The sequence below is a fragment of the Arthrobacter sp. 10N43 genome (assembly GCF_056394525.1).
The window spans coordinates 98,864-115,608 of sequence record NZ_JBFTIA010000009.1 but is presented as its reverse complement, the minus strand read 5'-3'; the positions used below and the strand labels follow the sequence as shown (position 1 = coordinate 115,608).

Genomic DNA, 16,745 nt, shown 5'->3' with positions numbered 1-16,745 from the left:
GCCTTGTCGTTGGCTTCTGGTGGCGGAGCCGCGCGTGTTGCCCGGGCTGCTGTTCAGAGGTAGTCCCCCCGTGTCCCGTTCGGCTATGGAGCCCGAGGCCCCGGCGGAAGCGTTTGAGCCAGCTTAGATCCCACCGCCGCGTCTGAATATCGTCGGTTCGCACAGAGTTGTGATCCAGCACTCATCCATATGTACAATGGTTCATATCGCTGCAGGACAGGATTGACTATGACAACGATTCGCGAACTAGTGCACTTCCCTGATGCCGGAGCTCGGCTGATCGCGGGCGGCCGCGGTGAAACGCGGTTCATCGACGCAGCCAACGTCTGCGCCGAGACCGACCCTTGGCGGTGGCTCTCCAGTGGTGAACTGCTGATGGTGACCCGTGATGCGCTCCCGGCAGACTCACGAGGGCAACAATTTCTAATTCAGCAGTTGGATCGCCACGGCATAGTAGGCCTCGCAGCCTCGGATCCGCGCGGGAATTCGCCATTCAGCGAGGTGATGTGCAGAACTGCCGAACACCTCGGGTTTCCGCTGCTTCAAGTCAACTGGGAGACACCTTTTTCGACTTTGGCGGCCTTTGTCTCGAAAGACGCCGCAGAGCAGGCCCAGGCCGGCTTAAACAAAGTTGCCGACGTCTACGAGGCCTACAGCAAGAGTCTTAGTCGAACGGCGCGGCCGTTTTTGAGTGACGAAATTTCCTCCATGCTGGGCATACGGGTAGAGGTGGTGGAGGCCGAGACCGGATGCTCACTCTTTACGCGATCGACGGTGGACTCAGGCGTCCTGAACGAGCGGCGACGGCTTCTCAATATCGGTAGTACCGGCTCCGCTGACCGCCGGGCAGCCATTGCCGGCCGCGATTACTATGTACTGCCGATCGAGGGACGACACCATGTGTGGCTAATGACACCGGCTGATCAGGAAGTCGTCGACCGCCGCAGTTTGCTCCACCTCTGTACGTTGTTCGCCGTGGAGGTCGAGCGCTACTACGTGGAGCACGATGGAGATAGCTCAGCCCTCACGGAGACAATGGTCAGATACTTTGGAGGGTTAATCGACGTCGAGCAGGCCCTGAATTCGCTTGCCCGAAGAGGATTGGGGCAACCTCCCTGGCGGGTCATCGATGTGGGAGCAGAAGCCTCATCAGACTTTCTGCTCTGTCTCAAACAGGCCGGTATTCCGCATATCCCCTTGACATACGCGGGAGGAGTGTCGGTTCTTGTCGATGCGGTCAGGTTCGACGAAGACCGCGGGGCAGCGGGTGCGGGCCAAGAGCTACCGCAAAGCGACAAGTTCTGGTCGATTGAATCCTTCACTGATGCCGCCCGCTCTGCCGCATGGGCCCGCCACCTTGCTTCAGAGCAGTACCAGAGGCCTAACCTGATAGGCCGCGCACTGGCCCCTGCCACCCTGACCGGAGCAAGAGAGCTTGTCGAAACGGTACTCGGCGCGCTCGTGGAATATGATGCGTCGCATCGCAGCGACCTGGTCCGGTCACTTGAATACTTTCTGGCCTGCAACCGTTCCTGGGAGTCTGCCAGCACCGGCCTTCATGTGCACCGTCAGACGCTGAGATATAGGCTCGGCCGGGTCACCGAGCTAACCGGCCGCCGGCTGGACAATATGGACGATCTAGTCGAACTGCATGTCGCTCTGAAAATTCAACGCATTCTGGAAGCCATGCCCGTCCCGATGTTTGGAGTCAACGGTGCACGTCGGGATGACGAGGCGCGGCAGGGAAGGCCGCGAACTCCCGGCGGCTCCATGCACTCCGGTTTGGAAGCAACCGTGGCCGGTCCGAAGCAGACTCTATTCGCAAGTCCGGCGGTCCAGTCATGAGAACAGAGACGACGGTGCATAGTTCACCAGAGCCTACGGAACCTGCTGCTCCGAGTATCCCCGAGGCAAGCAAGCCGTCCGGAGGAGGACGCCGCCCGCGACGCTACGACCCGGACCGTCGAATGCGGCTGACCCGGGCGGCCGCCGACGTGCTGAAACGCGACGGCTTCTTAGCGCTCAATCACCGTTCGGTAGCAGCTCATGCCGATGTACCGGTCGGCTCTATCGCCTATCACTTTGAGGATCTCGACGGCCTTCTAGCCGCCGCATTGGAGTGGATCAGCGATGGTGAGCTTGAGGTCCTTGATCAATGGCACCGGTCATGGGACCTGACCCGCGATCTTGAAGACGCGCTGGTTGACCTGGCGCTCATCTACACGAACACTCGCCGCGACATGAGCATTTTGGAGTATGAAGTGCACGTGCTTGCCTACCGCAGGCCAGCCCTGCGGTCCCTCAACCAGCGGTGGGAAGTGGCGTTCAGTGAACTGCTCAGACCTCACCTTTCAGTCGATGACACTAAACTCGTCATCGCGATGCTCGACGGCATCATGTTATACGGATTAGGGCTTGACGACCCGCTTGGCGAGGATTGGGCACGGTTCTGCTTACGGAAGGTTTTACCGACACCCGTTTAAGTACAGCTGGTTTGGCCGGAAGTCTGTGCGGGGGCCACCTACAGGGAAGTCAGCGATGAAGCCCCCGTTGCTCACCACATCAAACTTGGTCGGAGAAGCACTCCATTTGAAGGACAGCGACCGGAGCGGCTGATCGCTGTCCTTACTGGTCATTGCTTGTACAAGGTGAGTGGGTCAGTGATGAGGTGGAGGGATCGGTAGCCCATGGGATCATTCCGGAGCCAGACCATGGTTCCGTCATCGGTGAGCGTGTCGACCACCGCCCGGCTAATTACCCCGGTGTCCGTGCGGACATGGACAAAGTCTCCGGGGGTCAGGTCAATCCAGTCCCACACGGCGTTGGCCGAAGTGAAGTCGTCAGGCACAGGGTTTGAGACGGTATGTCCTTTTCCCGGTTGTTGTAACTGGCCTTTCATGCTTTTCTAACTCCCTCCGGTGTTGGGGCCTATCCAGACCGTCTTCATGTTCGTGAACTCTCGGATTCCCTGAGGACCCAGCTCGCGTCCGTATCCGGATTTTTTGATGCCGCCAAAGGGCAGGCGCGGGTCAGACGCGACCATACCGTTGACGAATACCGCTCCGGCATCGATCCGGTGCAACAGGTCCCAGGCGGTAGCAAGATCCTGGGTCCACAGCGCGGCTGCGAGGCCGAATTCCGTTTGATTTGCCAGCGCGATGGCTTCATCGGTGGATGCCACGCGAGTAATTGCTGCGACGGGTCCAAACGTTTCCTCGTCAAAGGCCGCCTGGCCCGGTTTGACGCGGTCGATGATGGTGGGGCGATAGTAGAATCCGGGTCCCTCAACAGCCTCGCCTCCGAGCAGGAGGCGTCCGCCTGCATCCAGGGTGCGCTGGACCTGGTCGTGAAGTGAGGCCCGAAGGTTCTCACGGGCCATCGGCCCGACCTCTGTTGCAGGATCTGAAGGATCTCCTATGACAAGTTCCCGGGTTTGAATCACGAACTCGGCAACAAACTCGTCAGCGATTTTTTCATCGACGATGAAACGCTTGGCATTAACGCAAGCTTGGCCTGCATTGGTAAATCGGGCTTTGACAGCAACCCTGGCTGCTTCCTTGATATCCGCGTCAGCCAATACGATGAATGGATCTGACCCGCCTAGCTCCAGCACCTGCTTCTTCAGGGCAGCCCCGGCTTGCGCAGCCACTATGCTGCCGACCTGTGTGGAGCCGGTTAATGTGACTGCCGCTATCCGGTCATCTGCGATTATGCTGGCTACCCGTTCAGGCTCGACGAGGATGGTAGCGCATAGGCCGGGGGCCAGGCCCGCCTTATCGAGAACGTCCTGGACGGCCAGCGCCGAGCGCGGGACATTGTTTGCGTGCTTGAGAATGGCTCCGTTACCGGCAGCGAGTGCCGGAAGCGCGAACCGGAAGAACTGCCAGAACGGATAGTTCCAGGGCATGATCGCTAGCACCACACCCAATGGTTCGAAAACGACTCCGCTGTCCTGAGCCCCGCTCTCGATGCTTTCGAAGCTCAGGAACCGGGGGGCGTTCTCGGCGTAGTAGTCCGCTGTTAGGGCGCACTTTTCGATTTCAGCACGGGCCTCGGCTATGGGTTTGCCCATCTCTAGGGTGATGAGATGGGCGTATTCCCCGCTGTTTTCACGGAGGATCTTGGCGGTGTTTCGCAGTATTTGCACCCGGTCTTCAACAGGCACAAGCCTCCACGCTTTTTGGGCCTCGGCTGCTGTGGTCAGGATGGAATCAACCTGGCGGTTCGAGTGTGCATCGAAGGACTGAAGGTGTTCGCCCGTGGCCGGGTTGATCGTGGCGATCATGATGTTTTCCTTTAGGAATGTGGGTCGTGGCCGGGATGTGGTTGGTCAGAAACTTAGGGGTCTCTGTACCCAGCTGCAGCCTCGCTGGAAAGGTGGGCAAGACTCCGGCAGATCATTTGGACGCGTGCTGCCTCGACTGAAATCAGCTACGTCCTGGGGGAGGGAACCCGGCCTGGCGGCAACCGGGTTCCCTCTAATGTGTGCTGCGCTGGATTGGCGGTCAGGCCCCGGCAGGTGCGAAGTGGTGGATGGGCTGCTCTTCGACGGCTTCGGCCGACTGGTTGTCTGCACCCTTCCAGGCTTCATCGTCCTGGTACGGGAACCACCAGAAGTCATGGCTGGTGGCGGCCGGGTCGATCATGACAAGTTTGGTGTGGCGGAACGTGTCCAGGCCCTCGGCACCCAGCTGGCGTCCGATGCCGGACATTTTGCGTCCGCCGAAGGGTCCTGCGTCGTTGTCGAGGATCGGGGCGTTGATCCAGACCATGCCGGCGACAATTTCGTTCGTTGCCCGGGTGATCTCCTCCACGTCCTTGGAGTACAGGGTGGAGCCGAGGCCAAAGGGGGAGTCGTTGGTGATCTTCAGGGCTTCTTCGAAGCTTGATACCTTGTATACAGGGGCAACGGGGCCGAAGACCTCGGTGGTGAAGATGTCCATGTCCGGGCGCAGGCCTTCGAGGATGGTCGGTTCGAAGAAGAAGCCGTTTTCCAGCTTTCCGCCGAGGTTCAGCCGCTTTCCGCCAAGGGTGATTGTCGCGCCTTGTTCCACCGCGCGGGCGAGGATGGCCTCAACACGGTCAAGCTCACGGGCGGTTTCCAGAGGGCCAAGGTCAACCTTGTCGAGGCCGTGTCCTATGCGCAGTTTCTTTACGTTGGCGATGAAGGCCTCCATGAACTCGTCATAGACGTCTTCGTGGACAAGGAACTTTTCTGCCGAGGTGCATACCTGACCTGCATTGAAGAAGGAGGCAAAGGTGGCCGCCCGTGCGGCCACATCGATGGGTGCCGAGGGCATGACCAGGAAGACGTCACTCCCAGAGGCTTCAATGAGGTGCGGCTTGAAGTGCTCGGCGCAGGCGCGGGAGACAGCCTGGCCGGTGGAGATGCTGCCGGTGAATGCGATCATGTGTGTGTTCTTGTGGGAGACAAGCTGCTTGGCGACATCTGGTCCGCCGGTCACACACTGCACCAGGCCGGCCGGAAGAGCGTCGAAGGCCCGCATGAACGAAAGGGTTGTCAGAGACGCGGTCTCCGAGGGCTTGATGATGAGGGAGTTACCGGCGGCCAGCGCTGCCGCCGCAGACCACATGAGCAGCAGAATCGGGAAGTTCGCGGGCAGAATGCTCACGACAGTGCCCATAGGTTCCTTGAGCGTGTAATGGGTTTGCCCGGGGACGGTCGAGCCAAGCATGGAACCGATTGAATGCCTGCCCAGCTCGGCATAGTAGTCAACGGCCGAGACGGACCAGCCCATCTCATCTGCGCTTTCCTTATAGGGCTTGCCGGTTTCAAGCGTCAGCAATTCAGCGATTTCCGGGCTGATTTTCTTCATCTCTGCTGCGACCTCGTGAAGGATTTCAGCCCGTTCGAGGGCGGTCTTCGCATACCAGAGCTTCTGCGCGGAGTTGGCATTGGCAATGACTGTCTCGATGTCGTCATGGGGGACTTCGGCCATGCTTCCCAACACGGTGTTGTTGGAGGGATCGATAACGTCACGCCCGTGCGGCGCTGCCAAGTATTCACCGTTGCTGAAGAAGCTGTTGCTTACGCGGGCGAATTCGATGTCGGAGTTCATGACTTGGTTCCTTTTCGGATTTGTTTCTGTGGATAGGGGCCGGGGTGCCGGCTGGATTGAACGGCCTTTGGTTGCCGGAGCATCCGCAGGTTGGCGGCCTCAGTACTGGCTGACGATGGAGTAGGACTTGACCAAAGGCGCGGTTATTCGCCATCGGCCTGCCCATCCTTCTGGCAGTGCTACGACAGTCCCGGCGCGCAGGTCGATGGTTTCGCCGTCATCGTGGATGAGTTGGCCTGCGCCCTCGACGATGTGGATAAATTCCCTGTAGCCGGTCAGCCTGGTCGTGAACTCACCTGGTTCGACCTTCCAGAGCCCGGCTTCTGTGCGGGAATCGCGGTAAAGGACAAAGGTGCTTGCGGAAGGACTCCCGGAAATCACACGTTCTGGGCTGATGGCTACCTTCTTTGGCCATTGAACAGTGGCTATCGTTGCTACGACGTTTGTCATTGGACACCCACCACCTCGGCAGCAACGCCGACGGCAGCGTGATGAATCCTGGCGGCTGCGCGCTCCCCGCTTCTCAAGGCACCTTCCATGAGGCCCGTGAAATCGGGGTCTGCATATTCGCCTGCAAAGTAGATATGGCCGACTGGTCGTTCGAGCTCTTCGGAGTCTTTCTTCCCTCCGCCTGGGCCGAACGCAGCATAGGCGCCCCGGGCGAGGGGGTCGTGACGCCAAATTGTGGTTACAGCTTCGGACTCATCGAAGTCCAAGTCCGGTCGTATGTGCTGGGCGTGTGTAATCCAGGCCTGAAAGTCATCGTCACTGCCGGCGGCCCTGTCCAGCGCTCCGGGGGAGCCCATGAATGAGTTGAGCACCGGCGTCACTGTCCCGGTACTGTCGGTCGCGGTCCAGGTCCAAAAACGACCGTTCGTCGACATAACTGCGCTGGTCTTTGGCGCAGAGCGGAGAGGAAGATGGAGCTTGGCAGCGTCTCCCTGCAGCACCCGACCCAGTGCCGCCTTCTTCCATCCGGGCAGGGGCAGCGCGATGGTGGCCGCGTCCCTAATCAGAGACAGGGGCAGCGCCACAACCACTGCATCAAAAACTGCCACTCCGCCTGTCGTTTCCACGACGACGCCGGCTCCGGAATCCTGTACCGAGTGAACGTATTCCCGATAGCGGACTGCACTACCAAGACGGGCCGCCAGGGCCTTTGGCAGTTCCTGGTTGCCGCCGCTGACTCGCCAGCTAGGGAGTGGCTCGAAAGAGGCTATGTGCTCGAGGGTGTCAGCACTGACCTGATCCGCCGCTACAGCGGTCGAGATCTCAATGCGGCCCCGCAGTGCGTCGACGAGGCGGTCGCTTAGCTCCAACCGCTGCAGAACGGTTTCGGCTGAGGGCGGCGTATCGTAGGTCCGGGCGATGGCTGCAGCGGCCCGTCCTGCTTCGACGACATCATCCGTGCTGATTTCCGGCGTGTCTGCCAAGGCACGGACGTAATAGCTCATCCCCGTGTCGACGAGTTCAAGCCCGGTATGAGCCAAGAGGCGGCGCATCGTCGTGTAACCGTTAAGCACGAACTCTGCGCCACGCTCGATGATGCACGGTTCCTCACGCCCGGCCGAAATGGATTCTGACCAGACGCGGCCGCCGGAGCGGTCCCGGGCCTCAAAAACGGTTACCTGGAATCCGTCGCTCTTGAGCTGGGTAGCAGCGGCCAGACCGGCAAGACCAGCGCCGAGCACGGCAATTCTGGCACCTTCACGAAGGGTACTCATTGTTTTGTCTCCCTACCGACGCACAACGAGGCGTTGGCCGCGGCTATACCTGGGCGGTGTGCTGCTTTACGCCATAAATCAGCTGCAAGCCCGTAGCTTGGGGCCATCGGTGCATCTCCTTTGATGGTTGCTTCCATGTCGTGTGACTCACAGTACTGACCATGAAAGGGGAGATATATCGTACGAATGCAAGAATTTCACTGCAATTTGGTTTAGGCGTACCATTTCATACGTGGACCAGTCTGTTTTGACCGTAAATGACCTAGTAAGCACCCAGAGCTTGGGGACCCGAGTCCTGGCAGGGGCAAATGGTCTTGACCGACAAGTCCTTTGGGCCCACAGCTGCGAGCTAAGCGATCCGGACCGTTGGCTGGGGCCCCACGAACTGCTCATGACCGTTGGGCTGTGCGTCCCGCACGAAGCCGAGGAGCAACTGGCTTTTATCAGAAGGTTGGACGAAGCGGGTTTGGCCGGAGTAGCCCTTGGCGACCACCCAAGCTTGCCGCCATTAACTCAGGAACTCCTGGATGAGGCCGACCGCCGAGCATTTCCAGTTCTGCTCACCAATGAGGAAACCCCCTTTGCGGCCCTTGGCCGCACCGTTGCTGCCGCAACTGCCTCCACTCAGACACTGCAGGTGCTCAAGCTGAGCAAGCTTTACCAGCTTTCTACATATGCCCACGCCGATCCGAAGCGTTTGATGGACGACCTTCAGGCCCTCTTAGGGGCTAGGCTCAGCGTGCTTGACACCCAGACGGGCCTGACCATCCTCGAGGGGCCGCCCGTTACCACGATGTCGCCGAAGGCTCGCGAGCGTTCATACTCCCTTCCCGGCGATACCAAGGTAAAGCTAAGAGTCACCGAATTTCCCGGCGAAGAAATCGGTAGCTTCCTGCTGATCCACGTCCTGCAGGTTATCGACGTCGCAGTGAGCCAACTTCTGAGTTCGATTAGAGAACGAGCTGAACGCTCCGCACACGCGCTTGAAGCCCTTCTCGACGGCCACATACCCGATAATCTCGATGCTGTTCTGAAGCCAGGTGCCATCGCGGCTGGGTATCAGATGGTTGCGATCGCGACGGACCAAGGGCCCAAAGCCGCCAGGGCAGTCTCGATCGGGGGAATGCCAGTGCTCGCCGGCCCCGGACGCAACTCGTTCATGCTTCTTATGCCCGAGAGAATCCGCAAGGACGTCCGGCAGCTCCTTGAAGGGCTAGGAATCCGAGCCGCCGCGTCATCAACCTATATTGATCTCCGGGACGCAAAATTCGCCGCAGAGGAAGCCCATAAAGTCTTGTCCTCCGGTGGAGCAAATCACCAGTGGCTCGACTTCGCGGGCGTACCAATTTCGCTACTGACCCGATCAAGGAAAGAGGCGTCAGCAATTGTGCAGCAAGTGCTAGGTGAACTGGCTGCGCCCGACGCCAAATCCTCAGCTCTTCGTGAGACGCTTTTCGCTTTCCTTGCAAAAGACCGCAGATGGAACGAAACGGCCGCGGAACTAGGGATCCATCGCCAAACCCTGTCTTACAGGTTAGCCAAGATCAAAGAGATCACCGGTAGGGATATCTCATCGTCAGCGGACCTTTCTGCGTTCTGGTTGGCATACCAGGCATGGGCCTCCTATTCACCAACTTCAGATTGATCTAGCATCCGCTAAAGCAGATGCAGCGAGAAACAAAACGACGCGTTGCGGGGATGCTCACCGACAACGAACCGGCCACGGGTGCAGCACTTCCGCCGGGAGCTGACGAAGGCCGCCCGTCCCCAACCTTTCGTCACCCTAGGCTGACATAATCCCCGGTATCGGGGATGTGCGAAGTACTTGAGCTGGGGGAGCGGTCGCGCTAACCGTGTTTATGCTGACCTTTCACGGCTGACAGGGCGGGTGCAGGCGCAGGCTTCCGCCTGATGAACCGTGCGATGCGCTGACATCTTTGCCGCCCAGGCTCGGCGCCCGACTCACCGTCCCCCCACTTCGAGCACGTCGAACACGGTGCGGAGCAGCGCCAAGGCCAGGCTGGACGCCGCGATCCACAGGCCCGCGACCTGGACCCGGGTGGCCTTGCCACTGCTTTGTTCCTTCACCTGAAACCACCTGTTCCTTCGACTGGGATGATCATCGTAAGGGTGGGGTGCTGACACTACGATGTGCCCGAACCAGCGCCGGAGGCCGCTGCACACAGCATGTCCACGGGCACTAGCGGGCCAGATTAGGGATCTGTGGAAAATTGCCTTCCCCTGTCCACGGAGAAATCATCGGCGTGTCTAGGCGGCCGGGAGTGTCATCCTGGACGTTCCGGTGATGTGAACCCGTTCGGCCCTTGTAGCGAACGTTCAATTGTCCAAAGCGCTTTGGACAATTGGAGCAACCCGCTTCCCGGCCCGGCCAGTTCCAAAGCGAATAGCTCAAATCCTGAGTGCTCGACTTACAGACTTCCAGACAGACAGAGTCCGGAAGTGCCAGTCAGCCGCCGATGAGTGGCCGAAGCGCAACGTCCAGCAGGGGCTGCGATATCCAAGGACGGCCTCCGAGGGGTCCGCCGCAGGCCTCAGGAGTGCCTTGGCAATGGCCTTGCCGGTCATGGTGCTGCTTCGGTGGCACAGGTGGCCTATGAACCACTATCGGTTGGAAGCTCCCGCCGTAATGTGTGAGGCGTGGTCCAAGGCAATCCCAACCTCGCCGGGTGATGATGGCGGAGCTCACCCGCACACTTAGGTCCACGACGATGAAACGCGAAGACCTCGATATGACCACGATTGTCGATCAGGCATTCAGCCGCTGGCTCGAAGCCAACTCCCTCCCCGGCATGATGGGTGCCCTGCCGCCGCCGAAGCTCGAGCAGCTGAAGCGCTCCATGGCCGCCCCGATCTTCCACGCCATCCAGCACGTCATCGCCGGGCTGGAGGAAGAGATCATCTCCTCGTTCTCCACACCGGACAGCTTCGAAGGCCTCACGCCGTGAGCCGCCACGTCATCGACGAGGCCACGGCTGAATCCGGCGACGGGCACACTCTCACCCTCAGGGCCCTCACCGAAGACAAAGCCCTGGGCGAGCCGTGCGTGGCCAACCGCGGAGCCGTCGACGTGATCGTGACCGCCCCGGACGGCACCTGCCTGTCCTTTCGCCTTCCGGGGGAGCAGGCCGAGCTCATCGCCGGACCCCTGGCACGCGGCGCCGTCCTGCGCGAGTCGGAAGCAGACGTGGCACGCCGTAACCTACGGACCGCCGGCAACTGGATGTCGCCCGGGCAGATCGCCGATCTCAAGCGCAGGGCCGGAGAGTAGTGCGCAGCCCACTGTCTTGGGAGCTGAACCAGGACGACCCGGTGGGCCCTTTCGCGGCCGGCATAGACCCCTGAACCGAAGGACTCCCGCACCGGCTGGCACCTGCGCGGGAGGGCTTCCCTAGGTCCGCGTGCGGCGGACGCCTTACCGGATCCCGTCCTGACGCCGCGGATTGTCAGGCTGGGCGCGCGGGAGACTGGAGCATGGCGTTGTGCGGGCCGCTGGAGTTGAGAGAATGCCTGTATGGAAGACCCTGTAGCCGAGATGACGGACGGTGCGGACTCGATTTTGGAGGTCCGTGTCCGCCTTCCGGAATGCGATCCCGAGATATGGCGCGTGCTGGAGCTGGCTGGTTCGTTGTCGTTGGGGCAGGTCCACGAGGTCCTGCAGGCGGCGTTTGGGTGGGAGGATGCGCATTTGCACCGGTTTACCGCCAGCGATCCCTTCGCGCGTCTGCACCCTGTTGACGGGGAAATCGTCGAGCCCCCGCAGTGGCTCCCTGCGGAGTGGTGCGAGGAACCTACCGATCTGGCCGAGGAGGAGTGTTCGCTGGACCAGCTTTTCGCCGCGGAATCAGGGTCCGCGTTCTATGAGTACGACTTCGGCGACAGCTGGCTTCACCGGCTTGAGCTGGTCACCCGCCGGCCGCGGAACGAAACCGACCCGCTGGCGCGGCTGGTCGCCGGCGCCCGGCGCGGCCCGCTGGAGGATTCGGGTGGCTTCCCGGGGTACGGGGAGATTCTGGACGTCCTTGCCGATCCTGCCCACCCGGATCACGCCGAAGTATTGGAATGGGTGGCCGGGGTCACCGGCACGGATGAAACCTACGACCCCGACTTTCTTGACGTCGATGCGGTGAACCGCGCCCTCGCCGCCAGCTCCAAGGCAGTCTGACAGCGCCTGACGTGCCGGGGTTGCTCGGACCTTTCTGCCTAGTGCTGGTAGATGTCCCGCCGGTGGCCCATGGCGACAACCAGGACGATCAGCTCAGCGTCCCGGATCTCGTAGATGATCCGGTAATCGCCGGTGCGGACGCGCCAGTCGCCGCTGCTTCCGGCGAGCTTCTTCGCCCCTGGAGGGCGCGGTGTTTCGGCGAGCAGTTCGATGGCGGCCTGGATCCGCCGGCGGGCGTCGGGCGGGAGTTTGCGCAACTGCCGCAGCGCCGCCGGCGCGACCTGCACGACATAGCTCACGCCAGGCCCAGCTCCGCCTTGACTTCCTCCCAGGGCACCGGGCCTTCGCCGGTCTCCGCCATCTCGGTCCGCGCCGCGTTCGCCGCGCGGAGGTCCTCCAGGTCCTCGGCGGCCTCGATCAGCGTGGCGAGGTCTTCGGCGTCAATCAGCGCCGCGACGCGGCGGCCGCGGCGCAGCAGGTACACAGGTTCGTGACTCACCCGGGCGGTGTCGACCGCCTCGGAGAGACGGCTCCGCGCGTCCGTCACTGTCATCTCGCTCATGATCCAATTTTAGGCCGCGTGCGCTGAAATGTACATAACCGCAAGAAGCGCGGAATTGCCGATAACGGACGTTATGTCGTGTTGTTAGGATGATAGGACAAATTTCTCGCTACTCCAGAATAGTGATCGCAGCTCCAAGATGCCGCGGCCGCAATACTTCAACTTCCTTGCCTTAGAGCCTTTTGTCGCAGCTCAGTGGGTGCGTCTTTGGCAGGAGCCTCGGTTCGGGGACGCGCCGGCGGCCCTTGACGTTCTCCTCGTCGACCCAAACCGTGTAGCCGCGGGGGCAGCGGCAGACGTAGCGGGTCCCTACGCGGTTTTCAACATCCACGATGGTGAGCCAGTCGCCATCGTGCTGACTGTGGTGGTGATCCGGGATCTGACTCAGGCGGGCCTTGATTTGGTCCACCATGGGCCGCTCAGTCTCGCCCACCGAGCCTCGGACTTCACTAAAGGTCTTCCGCCCCTGCTTCGCAGCTCGTTGAATTAGCTTGGTCCAGTCAATGGCCATAAGTCTCCTAGGTCGAGATCGGTTCCACACAACTCTAAGGGGTGCTGCCGGGCTTAAGATGCTGGTCAGGCGCCGACCTGGGCCAGTAGTCTCGCGACCACCTGCGGGGCAACGACACTGGCCGGCTGCCGACTCCCAATGCCTCAGCGCGGTCCCATGCGACCTAGACTTCTCGATGGTTCGTGCACTTCGGGACACAGTGGCGCCAAACTGCGACAGTCGACTGCAAATACGATTCGCCTTACTACAAGAGTGATACATTCATGTATCCAAATGAATCACTAAGTAGAATAGGCGACCTTTTGGAACACCTATCCGAAGTTGTAAAGATCCTTGAAGCCGCGCTCCGTCACGACCCCCGAAAAGCAATCGATTACGCGAACCTCCTAGCCTCCAAGCTCGAGTCTGAGCATCAGGGACGCCAGGCCAGAACTTTGAGAACCGTACTAGCGAAGTCGCCAGCTCCAGCCTTCGCCGCAAGCGGTGTGGGGGCTGCACCGCCGAAAGACAGGGAGTCACAGACCCACACTGTGGATGTGTTGCAGCCGGTTCTACCCATGGAGGACCTAGTCCTTCATCCCTATGTAGCATCCAAAATCGACGACTTCATTGCGTCAATCAAATCGCATGAACGGTGGGAGGCCGCAGGTGTGGCCACGCCCAATCGGCTATTACTGTACGGCCCCCCGGGGACGGGCAAGACCTCGATAGCTGGACAGATCGCATATGACCTTGACCTGCCCCTGGTTACAACGCGCAGTGACACCTTGGTCTCATCGCTCCTGGGCCAGACGAGCCGAAACATCCGGGAAGTCTTTGAATACGCTCAGAGTCAACCTTGCGTGCTGTTTCTTGATGAATTTGATGCTCTTGCGAAGAATCGTGCTGATGTTCGTGAGATCGGCGAACTTCAGCGAGTAGTCATCGCTCTACTACAGAACATAGATGCACTGCCGAGTTCCACCATCCTTATCGCGGCCACGAATCATGAAAATCTCCTCGACCCTGCCATCTGGAGGCGTTTCGAACATGCGGTGAGGTTGGCCCTGCCGTCCAGCGAGGAACGCCATGCAATTTGGAAGAGGAAACTTGCTCCCGTCACGTTCTCCGAACGCGACCTTAGTCATTTAGTCCGCTATTCGGACGGTCTGTCCGGGGCAGCCATTCAAACTGCGGCCTTTGACATAGTGCGCCAAGCACTAACAGAAAATGCGACCACTATGTCGATCGGCGCGGCGCTTCGACGTCTTGCACGGATACTTTGGAGCGACCGCTACGATCGATTCAACGGTGTCAAGTCCGAAGTTGCCGCCCTCAGAGAGTGGGCGCCGGACGTATTTAGCATTCGAACACTGGGGGACCTCTTCGAGATCAGCACTCGGCAGGTTACGAATGCGATGAAGGGGAAAGAAACTGATGGCGCAGCGCGAACCAATTCTGCTGCTTCCGGGGATGCCCAGCGAAGCTAGAAAGAAACACGGCGGCGGCGGCCCTAAGATTCCACTTGTGCCAGTGACATCCGCGCTTCTAGCCTCCATGCGGGCAGAACTTGCGCGTGTGGAACGGCTTGCGGGTTCAGCCGCTCCCCTAACAGGCGACAGCATCCCCCTCGCAATTAAGCTTCGTGATAAGGCTCTGGCTAAGACTAAGCGCCCTACAAACTTTCTCGCCGGCACTGGAATCTCAGCGCGGGCCACTGGACGCCCGGGACAGCTGATAGCGGAAGCAAGTAGTGACAGCATCTCACGGCTTAGGGCGGCAATTGCATCCCCTCAGACCGTCGAAGCAAAGTATGCCGTTTCGACTGTCGAGTCTTTTGACCTCTGGCACCCTTTTCTTGGCAACGGGGTAGTCCAGGGTAACGGCGTCGTCGAGGCAGCCGCCGGGCTCCATAAGCCCTTGCGACTCGACCTTTTCCCTTGGCTTCATCTGACGTCGCCCCTGTCAACTGGGGAGATCTTGGAGGACTACCTCGCCGACTCCGGTTTCAGACTGATCCGACGGGCCGGTGATGAAAGTCGCCTCAGTCATTACTTTGCCGTCGATGAGCACACTGATGCCCAGGCCCTGACAAAAATCTTGGGAATTCGGGGAGCGACCGTGGCGCCTGACTATGCTGCATTTCAGGATTTGGTGTTGCAGTCATTTCGCCCTGTCGAGCCAGGTGCCTCAGTAACCTTAGCGGGCGATCCTTCAGTTCACCGACCAGTCGGGGTTCTTGACTCAGGAATCGCTCCAGGAGTGCTGGATCCATGGATTGCTCATCGATATTCGTACGACGTTGGCGCAGACCTAGACACTACACACGGGACGTTTGTGGCTGGACTCGTAGCCGCCAGCAGAGAACTAAACGACGACGCAGGGTTTTTCCCAAGTGACACTGCACGCCTGGTTGATGCACAGGTTCTCTCGCAGGGGCCGATCTCAGAGGATCTTCTGCTGGAACGAATTGAAGAAGTACTCAAAGACCAAGGCGAAGACGGACCACGTGTCTGGAACTGCTCCTTCGCTGCCGTGTCACCACTGAGCCCTGTTATGTATAGCCCCATCGCCCAGGCTATGGACGAACTATCCGCGCGATATAACGTGCTTTTCGTCCAGGCCGCCGGAAACTACGTCATTCCGCCGGGCCGGTCCTGGCCGCCAGCGCAATCAGTCGAGGACGGAATTGCGAGTCCGGCTGACGCGGTCAGGTCCCTTACGGTTGGATCATTGGCCCACAAGGGAGGGGTGGTTCCGCATGGCGCGCCGTCTTCCTACTCGCGCCGAGGGCCCAGTTTCGCTGGCCAGCAAAAACCTGACATCGTTCACTGGTCGGGCGATTTTACTTCGTTTGGCGTCTTGGACGGACACGGCGTTCAATCCATCGCCCCGGACGATGTTCTGGCTGAATCTGTCGGCACGTCGTTCGCGACTCCGATTGCCAGTGCTGTTGCAGGAAACGTATGGGGGGCGATTGAAACCAGTGAAGGGGCCAGCGCCGCTACCCCCGAGCTCGTCAAGGGGTTGCTGGTCCATGCTGCGGCCATCGGCAACCCTGATATTGATCCGCTTCACAGAAATTATTATGGGGCCGGAGTCCCTTCCAGCTCGATCGAGATCCTCGGCAACACGCCTGATACATTCACTACGGTTCACGATGTGAAGCTGTCGCGGGGGGTCAACTGGTTCCGAGAAAACTTCCCAGTTCCCGACTGTCTGCTGACCGCGGAGGGTAAACTCCGAGCTGAAATAGTCATGACGGTCTCATACTCGCCATTGATCGACCCTGCTCATGGCGATGAATGCGTCCGGACAAGCGTCGAGGCGAGCTTCGGGCGACTTGTCCGGGGAAAGACTGGTATGAACATCGACGGCATCGTACCGGCTGAAAGAGACTCGGCTCCGCACGCTTGGGAGTCAGATCGAATTTCTGAGGGCAAATGGAGTCCTATTCGGACTCATCGCAAGACCTATCCAGGTGGCCACCAGGGTGGTGAAGGCTGGGGACTCAGGCTATCGCTCGTAGAGAGGGAGGATGGCGAGCTTCAGAGCGAGCAGCGCGTTTTCGTCATCCTAACGTTCAGGGGACTCGAACCTGACCTCCCTGTTTATCAGGATGGGATCGACGCCATCGCCCGGCTTAGGCATTCAAGCTTTCGATTGAGTTCAACTAATCAGCTTCGAATCACCAGTGACTCATGAT

Annotated in this window: 17 protein-coding genes; 8 read left to right on the top strand and 9 right to left on the bottom strand. The window is 60.0% G+C overall.

The features are described 5' to 3' along the window. Nucleotides 1-228: 228 nt before the first annotated feature. Nucleotides 229-1,845, top strand: coding sequence for a helix-turn-helix domain-containing protein (locus AC1DDO_RS16960; RefSeq protein WP_476972348.1), 1,617 nt, complete (start codon nt 229-231; stop codon nt 1,843-1,845). A gap of 122 nt (nt 1,846-1,967) precedes the next feature. Next, the gene (locus tag AC1DDO_RS16955; protein WP_476972347.1) at nt 1,968-2,483 is read left to right on the top strand and encodes a TetR/AcrR family transcriptional regulator; all 516 of its coding nucleotides are present in this window, start codon (nt 1,968-1,970) and stop codon (nt 2,481-2,483) included. 149 nt (nt 2,484-2,632) lie between these two features. On the opposite strand, the gene AC1DDO_RS16950 is transcribed toward AC1DDO_RS16955, so the two are convergent. From AC1DDO_RS16950 to AC1DDO_RS16930, 5 genes are all read right to left on the bottom strand, one after another. Further along, the gene (locus AC1DDO_RS16950; RefSeq protein WP_476972346.1) at nt 2,633-2,848 is read right to left on the bottom strand and encodes a hypothetical protein; all 216 of its coding nucleotides are present in this window, start codon (nt 2,846-2,848) and stop codon (nt 2,633-2,635) included. A gap of 57 nt (nt 2,849-2,905) precedes the next feature. After that, complete coding sequence (locus AC1DDO_RS16945; protein WP_441410100.1) at nt 2,906-4,285, bottom strand: NAD-dependent succinate-semialdehyde dehydrogenase; 1,380 nt, start codon at nt 4,283-4,285, stop codon at nt 2,906-2,908. Between the two features lie 220 nt (nt 4,286-4,505). After that, nucleotides 4,506-6,080 (bottom strand): aldehyde dehydrogenase family protein, encoded by a 1,575-nt coding sequence (locus tag AC1DDO_RS16940; protein ID WP_441410099.1) that lies wholly within the window; start codon nt 6,078-6,080, stop codon nt 4,506-4,508. Between the two features lie 99 nt (nt 6,081-6,179). Further along, nucleotides 6,180-6,530 carry a cupin domain-containing protein gene (locus AC1DDO_RS16935; protein ID WP_441410098.1) on the bottom strand — a complete coding sequence of 117 codons (351 nt, stop codon included), beginning with the start codon at nt 6,528-6,530 and terminating at the stop codon, nt 6,180-6,182. Beyond that, nucleotides 6,527-7,804: a flavin monoamine oxidase family protein gene (locus tag AC1DDO_RS16930; RefSeq protein WP_476972345.1), complete on the bottom strand. Its 1,278-nt coding sequence runs from the start codon at nt 7,802-7,804 to the stop codon at nt 6,527-6,529. The genes AC1DDO_RS16935 and AC1DDO_RS16930 overlap by 4 nt, the downstream gene beginning before the upstream one ends. A 232-nt stretch (nt 7,805-8,036) precedes the next feature. Between AC1DDO_RS16930 and pmfR the strand changes: the two genes are divergently transcribed. Beyond that, nucleotides 8,037-9,449 (top strand): transcciptional activator PmfR, encoded by a 1,413-nt coding sequence (gene pmfR / locus AC1DDO_RS16925; protein ID WP_441410096.1) that lies wholly within the window; start codon nt 8,037-8,039, stop codon nt 9,447-9,449. 317 nt (nt 9,450-9,766) lie between these two features. On the opposite strand, the gene AC1DDO_RS16920 is transcribed toward pmfR, so the two are convergent. After that, nucleotides 9,767-9,892 (bottom strand): hypothetical protein, encoded by a 126-nt coding sequence (locus AC1DDO_RS16920; RefSeq protein WP_476972344.1) that lies wholly within the window; start codon nt 9,890-9,892, stop codon nt 9,767-9,769. Between the two features lie 641 nt (nt 9,893-10,533). Between AC1DDO_RS16920 and AC1DDO_RS16915 the strand changes: the two genes are divergently transcribed. The 3 genes from AC1DDO_RS16915 to AC1DDO_RS16905 all read left to right on the top strand — a co-directional run bounded on the left by AC1DDO_RS16915 (nt 10,534) and on the right by AC1DDO_RS16905 (nt 11,987). Continuing rightward, nucleotides 10,534-10,770, top strand: a complete 237-nt coding sequence (locus AC1DDO_RS16915) for a hypothetical protein (RefSeq protein WP_476972343.1) — start codon at nt 10,534-10,536, stop codon at nt 10,768-10,770. Continuing rightward, nucleotides 10,767-11,093, top strand: a complete 327-nt coding sequence (locus tag AC1DDO_RS16910) for a hypothetical protein (protein WP_476972342.1) — start codon at nt 10,767-10,769, stop codon at nt 11,091-11,093. Before AC1DDO_RS16915 ends, AC1DDO_RS16910 begins: the two co-directional genes overlap by 4 nt. A gap of 243 nt (nt 11,094-11,336) precedes the next feature. Then, nucleotides 11,337-11,987: a plasmid pRiA4b ORF-3 family protein gene (locus AC1DDO_RS16905; RefSeq protein ID WP_476972341.1), complete on the top strand. Its 651-nt coding sequence runs from the start codon at nt 11,337-11,339 to the stop codon at nt 11,985-11,987. A gap of 38 nt (nt 11,988-12,025) precedes the next feature. On the opposite strand, the gene AC1DDO_RS16900 is transcribed toward AC1DDO_RS16905, so the two are convergent. The 3 genes from AC1DDO_RS16900 to AC1DDO_RS16890 all read right to left on the bottom strand — a co-directional run bounded on the left by AC1DDO_RS16900 (nt 12,026) and on the right by AC1DDO_RS16890 (nt 12,961). Next, nucleotides 12,026-12,286, bottom strand: a complete 261-nt coding sequence (locus AC1DDO_RS16900) for a type II toxin-antitoxin system RelE family toxin (protein ID WP_476972340.1) — start codon at nt 12,284-12,286, stop codon at nt 12,026-12,028. Continuing rightward, nucleotides 12,283-12,549: a type II toxin-antitoxin system Phd/YefM family antitoxin gene (locus AC1DDO_RS16895; protein ID WP_476972339.1), complete on the bottom strand. Its 267-nt coding sequence runs from the start codon at nt 12,547-12,549 to the stop codon at nt 12,283-12,285. The genes AC1DDO_RS16900 and AC1DDO_RS16895 overlap by 4 nt, the downstream gene beginning before the upstream one ends. Before the next feature lie 172 nt (nt 12,550-12,721). Continuing rightward, on the bottom strand, nt 12,722-12,961 hold the full coding sequence (locus tag AC1DDO_RS16890) for a hypothetical protein (protein ID WP_476972338.1): 240 nt from the start codon (nt 12,959-12,961) through the stop codon (nt 12,722-12,724). 656 nt (nt 12,962-13,617) lie between these two features. Between AC1DDO_RS16890 and AC1DDO_RS16885 the strand changes: the two genes are divergently transcribed. Together AC1DDO_RS16885 and AC1DDO_RS16880 are read left to right on the top strand one after the other, a co-directional pair. Beyond that, complete coding sequence (locus tag AC1DDO_RS16885; RefSeq protein ID WP_476972337.1) at nt 13,618-14,529, top strand: AAA family ATPase; 912 nt, start codon at nt 13,618-13,620, stop codon at nt 14,527-14,529. Between the two features lie 490 nt (nt 14,530-15,019). Continuing rightward, entirely contained in the window at nt 15,020-16,744 is a 1,725-nt protein-coding gene (locus tag AC1DDO_RS16880; RefSeq protein WP_476972336.1) for a S8 family peptidase, read from the top strand. Nucleotide 16,745 lies beyond the last annotated feature (1 nt).